4 protein-coding genes are annotated in these 6,872 nt (G+C 73.8%); 1 reads left to right on the top strand and 3 read right to left on the bottom strand.

The window, feature by feature from the left end:
• Nucleotides 1–833: 833 nt before the first annotated feature.
• Together ACPYOM_RS10345 and ACPYOM_RS10340 are read right to left on the bottom strand one after the other, a co-directional pair.
• Entirely contained in the window at nt 834–2,789 is a 1,956-nt protein-coding gene (locus ACPYOM_RS10345) for an APC family permease (protein WP_481341766.1), read from the bottom strand.
• A gap of 57 nt (nt 2,790–2,846) precedes the next feature.
• Nucleotides 2,847–4,175 carry an APC family permease gene (locus tag ACPYOM_RS10340; protein ID WP_481345862.1) on the bottom strand — a complete coding sequence of 443 codons (1,329 nt, stop codon included), beginning with the start codon at nt 4,173–4,175 and terminating at the stop codon, nt 2,847–2,849.
• 80 nt (nt 4,176–4,255) lie between these two features.
• Here ACPYOM_RS10340 and pdxR point away from each other — a divergent pair, with 80 nt between their 5' ends.
• Nucleotides 4,256–5,683: a MocR-like pyridoxine biosynthesis transcription factor PdxR gene (gene pdxR, locus ACPYOM_RS10335; RefSeq protein WP_481345861.1), complete on the top strand. Its 1,428-nt coding sequence runs from the start codon at nt 4,256–4,258 to the stop codon at nt 5,681–5,683.
• On the opposite strand, the gene ACPYOM_RS10330 is transcribed toward pdxR, so the two are convergent.
• Nucleotides 5,664–6,860, bottom strand: coding sequence for an MFS transporter (locus ACPYOM_RS10330; RefSeq protein WP_481345860.1), 1,197 nt, complete (start codon nt 6,858–6,860; stop codon nt 5,664–5,666). The genes pdxR and ACPYOM_RS10330 overlap by 20 nt on opposite strands.
• Nucleotides 6,861–6,872 lie beyond the last annotated feature (12 nt).

The following is a 6,872-nucleotide window of genomic DNA, read 5'->3' as shown; positions in this document are numbered from 1 at the left end:
GTGCCGAGCCATGGTGGTGAGGGGGCGGTTGCCGGGCAGGGCGAAGGGCAAGCGGAGCGGTTCGGGGAGTTCCCCCCCACTTCCACCCGGGCGCTCAGCATTGCTCCGCGTGCCGAGCCATGGTGGTGAGGGGGCGGTTGCCGGGCAGGGCGAAGGGCAAGCGGAGCGGTTCGGGGAGTTCCCCCCACTTCCCCCCGGGCGCTCAGCATTGCTCCGCGTGCCGAGCCATGGTGGTGAGGAGGGGTTGCAGGGCAGGGCGCGGTGGATCGCCGACGCTGGGCGGTCGCGGAGGGCGCGCGGCGGCTGCCGGGACCTTGCGCGGTGGCTGGCTCAGGTGGCGGAGCAATGCTGAGCGGCCGGGTGGAAGTGGGGACGGGCGAAGGAGGCGGCCTGGGCCGCTGTGGCACGGGGCCGCGGAGCGCGCGGATGCGGGGCACGGCGGCCGGACCTTGCGCGCGGTGGCTGGCTCAGGTGGCGGAGCAATGCTGAGCGGCCGGGTGGAAGTGGGGGGACGGGCGAAGGAGGCGGCCTGGGCCGCTGTGGCACGGGGGCCGCGGAGCGCGCGGATGCGGGGCACGGCGGCCGGACCTTGCCGGGTGGCTGGCTCAGGTGGCGGAGCAATGCTGAGGGCAGATGTGAGGGTACGTGGGAGGCCGTGTTCCGGCGTGTCATCGCGACGCTGGCACGTTGGCTCATGCGGCGGAGCAATGCCGAGCGGCCCATGGGCAGGGCGGGCGTCCGAACGAGGCCCGCTCCCCACCAGGCCGCTCCCCACCGGGCCGCTCCCCGCCAGGCCGATTCTGCAGCCGTCTCGCTTTCACGCGCGGGGCTGGTCAGCCGCCGACGTGCACCTGCGGGCGGCGGGCAGCATCCGGCTCGGCGCGCCGGATGATCTCGTGGGTCAGGGGCGGGATGTCACCCTCGCCGGCGAGGAGGAAGCGCAGGACATTCAGACCCGGCGGCTTCTCGCTCCACTCGAAGTAGATGTGCGGGGGCTTGCTCATCTGTTCGCGGACGTCGAGCAGCACCGCAGCGAGGACGTTGGGCACCGAGGGCCCCGTGGCCCGCAGGACGTAGTGCGCCCCGACGACGGCCGAGGTCACCTGCACCGTCGTGGCGAAGTCGCTCGCGTCGGTCACCTCGACCTCGAGGAAGATCGCTCCCTGCCGCGCCGTGAGGTGGTTGTGCATCCGCACCTCCATCGACTTGGCGCGGTACTCCTCCCGGTCGCCGGCGTCGATCTTGTTCGCGATGAACCGCAGCGGCTGCTGGCCGAGCGCCGCGTCGTCGAGAATGGCCCGCGCGCCCCCGTCGTACACGACGCGCTGCACCCGCAGCTCGGTGGAGCGCGCGATCCGGGACCACACGCTGATGACGACGATGAGCGCGATGAACAGCAGCGCGATGACCAGACCCTCCGGCCGCTCCTCGACGGTGATGGTGATCGTGTAGAGGAAGATCGCGCTGACCACGCCGAAGAACACCGCCGTGCCCCGGTGCCCGCGCCGCAGCTCGGTGAGGAACACGGCGACCGCAGCCGAGGTCATGAGCGCGAGCACGCCGGTGGCGTAGGCACCGGCCTGTTCGTCGACGTTCGCCCGGAACGCGAGGGTCACGACGGCGGCGATGAACGACAGGACGAGCACGAGCGGACGGGTCGAGCGCGCCCAGTCCGGCGCCATGCCGTATCGCGGCAGGTAGCGCGGCACGATGTTGAGCAGTCCCGCCATCGCCGACGCGCCGGCGAACCACAGGATGCCGATCGTCGACGCGTCGTAGACCGTGCCGAACCCCTCGCCGAGCAGGTCGTGGGCCAGGTAGGCGAGGGCGCGACCGTTGGCCGGGCCCCCTGGCTCGAACGCGGCGTGCGGGATGAGCAGCGTCGTCACGAGCGAGGACCCGATGAGCATGACGCTCATGACGAGGGCCGCGGTCGTCAGCAGCTTCTTGGCGTTGCGGATCCGGCCGGCCGGGTTCGCCGGGGTGTCCTCGGGGTCGCCCTGGACGAGCGGCATGACGACGACTCCGGTCTCGAAGCCGGACAGGCCGAGGGCGAGCGCCGGGAACACGAGCAGGGCGGCGCCGATGATCCCGAACGGCGCCGAGTGGGCCGAGGTCATCGCGTCGACCCAGTCACCGAACGCGGTCGGGTGGTTGCGGATCTCGACGAAGCCGCGGACCACGACGACGAGGCTCAGGCCCAGGTAGGCCGCGACGAGGACGACGGCCAGGCCGATGGCCTCCTTGAACCCCTTGAGGAAGATCGCGGCGAGCAGCAGCAGGAGCGTCAGGGTGACGCCGACCTGGTGCCCGCTCAGCGTCGAGCGCAGGTACGGGTTCTCGATGAGGTGGGCGCTCGCGTCGGCGGCCGAGAGCGTGATCGTGATGACGAACCCGGTGGCGACGAATCCGATGAGGGCGAGGACGAGGATCTTGCTCGGCCAGTAGGACAGGAGCCGCTCGAGCATCGAGAGGCTTCCGTCGCCGTGCGGGCTCTCGGTGGCCACCCGGCGGTACATCGGCAGCGCGCCGAAGAGCGTGATGAGCACGAGGACGAGCGTCGCGATCGGTGACAGCGCCCCGGCCGCGAGGGCCGCGATGCCCGGCTGGTAGCCGAGCGTCGAGAAGTAGTCCACGCCGGTGAGGCACATGACCCGCCACCACGGCTGCACGTGCTGCTGCGCCGTGGCCTCGGTCTCGCGCTCGTAGTAGCCGCCCGGGTCGGGCTGCTCCTCGGCGTCGAGGAACCATCGGAGGAAGCGGGTGTGCTCCGGTGCTGACGTCGTCACGGCGGAGGAGTCTAGGGGCGGTTCCCGAGAACGGTGCCCGTCCGCGGCGGCGACGCGTCAGCAGGAAGGTGACGTGGGGGACAGCCGCGTCCGGCCGGTTCGGGCGCGCCACGCCTGGTAGGTCAGTGACAGGCCGACCACGGCGAGGGCCCACAGGGCGTGCAGCCCGTTGACCGCGAGGAGCGCCACGACCGACGCGAAGGCGACGACGGCACACCACCAGCCGAGGCTCCACCGGTCGAGCAGCCGCAGCGCGGACGCCGTGCCGAGCACGTAGACGAGGGTGAAGCAGCCCGTCGCGAGCAGCATGAGCGGCGTCAGGCCGAGGTCGAGCACGGCGGTGACCGCGAGAGCGGTGGCCGACGAGCCGGCGATGACGGCGATGCTACGGCGCGGCACCTGGCCCGGTCCCGAGCCGCGGGCGAGCCAGCCGGGCAGGGCTCCCTCGCGCGCCAGCGACGCGCCGAGCCGCGACCCACCGGCGAAGTAGGCGTTCATCGCCCCGACGGTGAGCAGCACGGCGACGACGGCGGTGACGACGCGTGCCTGCTCGCCGAGGGCGATCGCCATGAGGTCGGACAACGGTGCGGCGCTCGACCCGGCGGCCGGGCCGAGCACGAGGATGCTCGTCGCCGCCAGCCCGAGGTAGAGCACCCCGACGACGGCCACGGCGATGCCGGTGGCGCGGGGCACGTCGCGCCGGGGGTCGCGGTAGTCGCCGGCGAGCGAGGCCACCGCCTCCCACCCGGCGAAGCCCCACACCAGGACGGCCGCGGCCGAGCCGACGGCGCCCCAGCCGTGCGGTGCGAACGGAGTCAGGGACTCGCTGCGACCGTGCGGCAGGGCGAGGGCCATCGTCGCCGTCATGAGGAGGGCGAGCACCGTGGCCAGGCCGAGCTGGACGCGTCCGGAGAATCGCAGCCCGGCCGCGTTCATGAGGCCCGTGCCGAGGATGAGGGCGGCGGCCACCACGAGGGTCGTCGCGCGACCGCCGCCGACGACGTCGGCGACGTACCCGCCCGCCATCATCGACGCGGGGGGTGCCCCGACCGGGATGGCGAGGTAGAAGCACCAGCCGACAGCGCCCGCGGCCCGGTCGCCGAAGGCGCGGCGGACGTACGTCGAGACGCCACCGCCGTCGGGGTGCCGGGCCCCGAGCGCGGCGAAGGTGCTCGCCAGCGGTACCGACAGCACGACGAGCGCCGCCCAGGCGAGGAGGGAGGCGGGGCCGGCGATCCCGGCGTCGAGGGCAGGCAGGGTGATGACCCCGGTGCCGAGCACGGCGCCGACCGACAGCGCCGTCCCCTGCGGCACGGTGAGACCTCCGGGCGCGGTACCGATGGCGTCCTGGCGGGGCGGCGACTCGCGGGCGGTGGTCGACGTCATGGACCGAGCCTGCCTGCCGAGTGGACCGGTCGGAAGGTCCATTACCACCCGAGTCGTTTGGGCCACTCTAGGCTGGGGGCGTGGAGCTGCACGTCACCCTGACCGGAACGGGCGACCTGACCGCCCAGATCTACGCCCAGGTGCGCGACGCGATCCTCGACGGCCGCCTCGCCGGCGGGGACCGGCTCCCCGCGTCCCGCGACCTCGCCGAGCGGCTCGACGTCGCCCGCGGCACGGTCACCGCGGCCTACGACCGGCTGCTCGCCGAGGAGCTGCTCGAGGCCCGACGCGGCGCCGGCACGTTCGTCACACCGGGCTGCATGCCGCCCGCAGCCGATCGGCGCACGTCCAGGGGCGGCGGGGTGGTGGTGCCGCGCGGGCCGTGGCGCGTCGCGGGAGCACCGCCACAGGTGCCCGGGCCGGTCGCGGTGGACTTCTCCGTCGGCGTGCCCGACCCGGACCTGTTCCCGTTGGCGACCTGGCGGCGTCTCGTGTCCGGGGTGCTGCGTCGCGGACGGCTCGCCACCGTCACCTACGGCGACACCGGCCCGTCGCGGCTCGAGGCGCAGGTCGCGCGGTACGCCGGACTGTCGCGGTCGGTCGCGGCCCGGCCGGATGACGTCGTCGTGACGGCGGGAGCCCAGCAGGCCCTCGACCTCGTCGCACGCGTCCTCGTCGAGCCGGGGGAGGTCGTCGCCGTCGAGGACCCGGGCTACACGGCGGCCGCACGCCTCCTCGAGACGCACCGCGCCCGGGTCCGCGGCGTGCCCGTCGATGCCGAGGGCCTCGTCGTCGACGCCCTCCCCGCCGGCGCGCGGCTCGTCTACGTCACGCCGTCGCACCAGCACCCGACCGGGGCAGTGATGTCGCTGGGTCGCCGGATCGCCCTGCTGCAGTGGGCTTCCCGGCATGATGCCGTCGTCGTCGAGGACGACTACGACAGCGAGTTCCGGTTCGCCGACCGCCCCCTCGAGCCGTTGCAGAGCCTCGACCGCGAGGGCCGGGTCGTGTACGTGGGCTCCTTCTCGAAGTCCCTGCTGCCGTCGTTGCGCGTCGGGTACGCGGTGTCACCGCCGTCGCTGTCGGGGGCGCTGCGCGAGGCGCGTCGGGTGACGGCGTGGGCCGGTGACGCGGTGACGCACGAGGCCCTCGCCGACTTCCTCGTCGAGGGCCATCACGGCGCCCACGTCCGTCGTGCCACGAAGGTGTACCGCGAGCGCCGAGAGCGGCTCCTCGACGCGCTCGCGGGGCTCGACGAGCACCTCGAGGTCGTGCCGTCGGCGGCCGGCCTGCACGTCTGTGCCGTGCTGCGCGACCCGTCCGCCGACGACGTGGCGCTCGCCGGGCAGGCCCGGGCCGCAGGCGTCTTCGTCGAACCGCTGTCGACGCGCTACCGCGACCAGCCGGTCCGTCATGGGTTGGTGCTCGGCGTCGGTGCGGCGCCCGCCGACCGGGTGGCGGCCGGGGTCGCGGCGCTCGCCGCCTGCCTCAGGCGTCCGCGTCGATGACGTCGCGCGGGTGGCGTCGGACGATGGCGAACTGTGCCGCGAGAGGGACGATGCCGAGGATGAGGACCATCGGCACGGCGAAGCCAACGCGGAGGTTGTCCGAGCCGACGGCGCCGGTGAGGACGGCGCCGAGGAGGGCGCCGGCGTAGTTGAACTGGTTGAAGCGCGCGATGACCTGGTCGACCTTGTCGATGCGGGCCTCGCCGGTCAGGCCCTCGCCCCCGGCGATGGCTCCCGCGGCAGAGAAGCTGAGGGGGGCGATCGTCGCGACGGCGCCGCCGAGGACGGCGAACCCGACGACCGCGACCCACCACGTCGGCGCGAACACGATGACGGCGAGCGAGACCGCGGCGACGACCCCGCTGATGCGCAGCAGCCACACGGCACCGTGCCGGTCGACGAGCCCGTCGCCGAGGGCGCGCGCGAGGAGGGTGGCGAGCAGGTAGGGCAGCGTCGCCAGGGCGGTGAGGGCCTGCGGCGCGTCGAGGGTGCCGTCGAGGTAGACGGGTCCCCACGTCGTGGCGGCGGTGTCGACCATGTAGAAGAGGACCATCGCGACGCCGAGGAGCAGGATCCGGCGCCACGGGACGTCGAGCGGCCCGGCCGTCTCGGCGAGGCGGTCCCGGCGCACGAACGGGGCGGCCAGGCCGGCGATCGGGAACACGAGCAGCGGGAGCAGCGGCGGTCCCAGCTCGACCGACGCGGTGGCGAGCGTGATGAGGGTGCCGAGGACACCGCCGGCCGTCCAGAAGCCATGGAACGAGGGCAGGATCGGGCGTCGGTACAGGTGCTCCACCGTGACCGCCTGCATGTTCGAGGACGCGTCGACGAGCCCGAGGGCGAGGCCGTACGCCGCGAGGCCGGCGACGAACACGGCGAACGCCGGCGCGACGAGCAGCACCGCGAACCCCGCCGTGGCCAGCACGAAACCGACCCGCACGACGACCGCGCTCGACGCGCGCTTCGCGACGACCTCCGCGAGGACCGAGCCGACGCCGGCGAGCAGCACCACCATGAGCAGCAGGCCGCTGACGGCGAGCTCGTCGAGGTCCCAGCGGCGCTGGATCATCGGCAGGCGGGTCGTCAGGGAGATGAAGAGCAGGCCCTGGACGAAGAAGGCGGCGCCGGCGGCGAGCCGCGAGCGGCGCAGGGCGGGCGCCTCGGTCTGGACCGTCACGGTGGCTCACGA

Source organism: Monashia sp. HAY1-2A, assembly GCF_056755315.1.
Note: the sequence above shows the minus strand (reverse complement) of the source record. Positions and strands in the feature narration are given on the sequence as shown.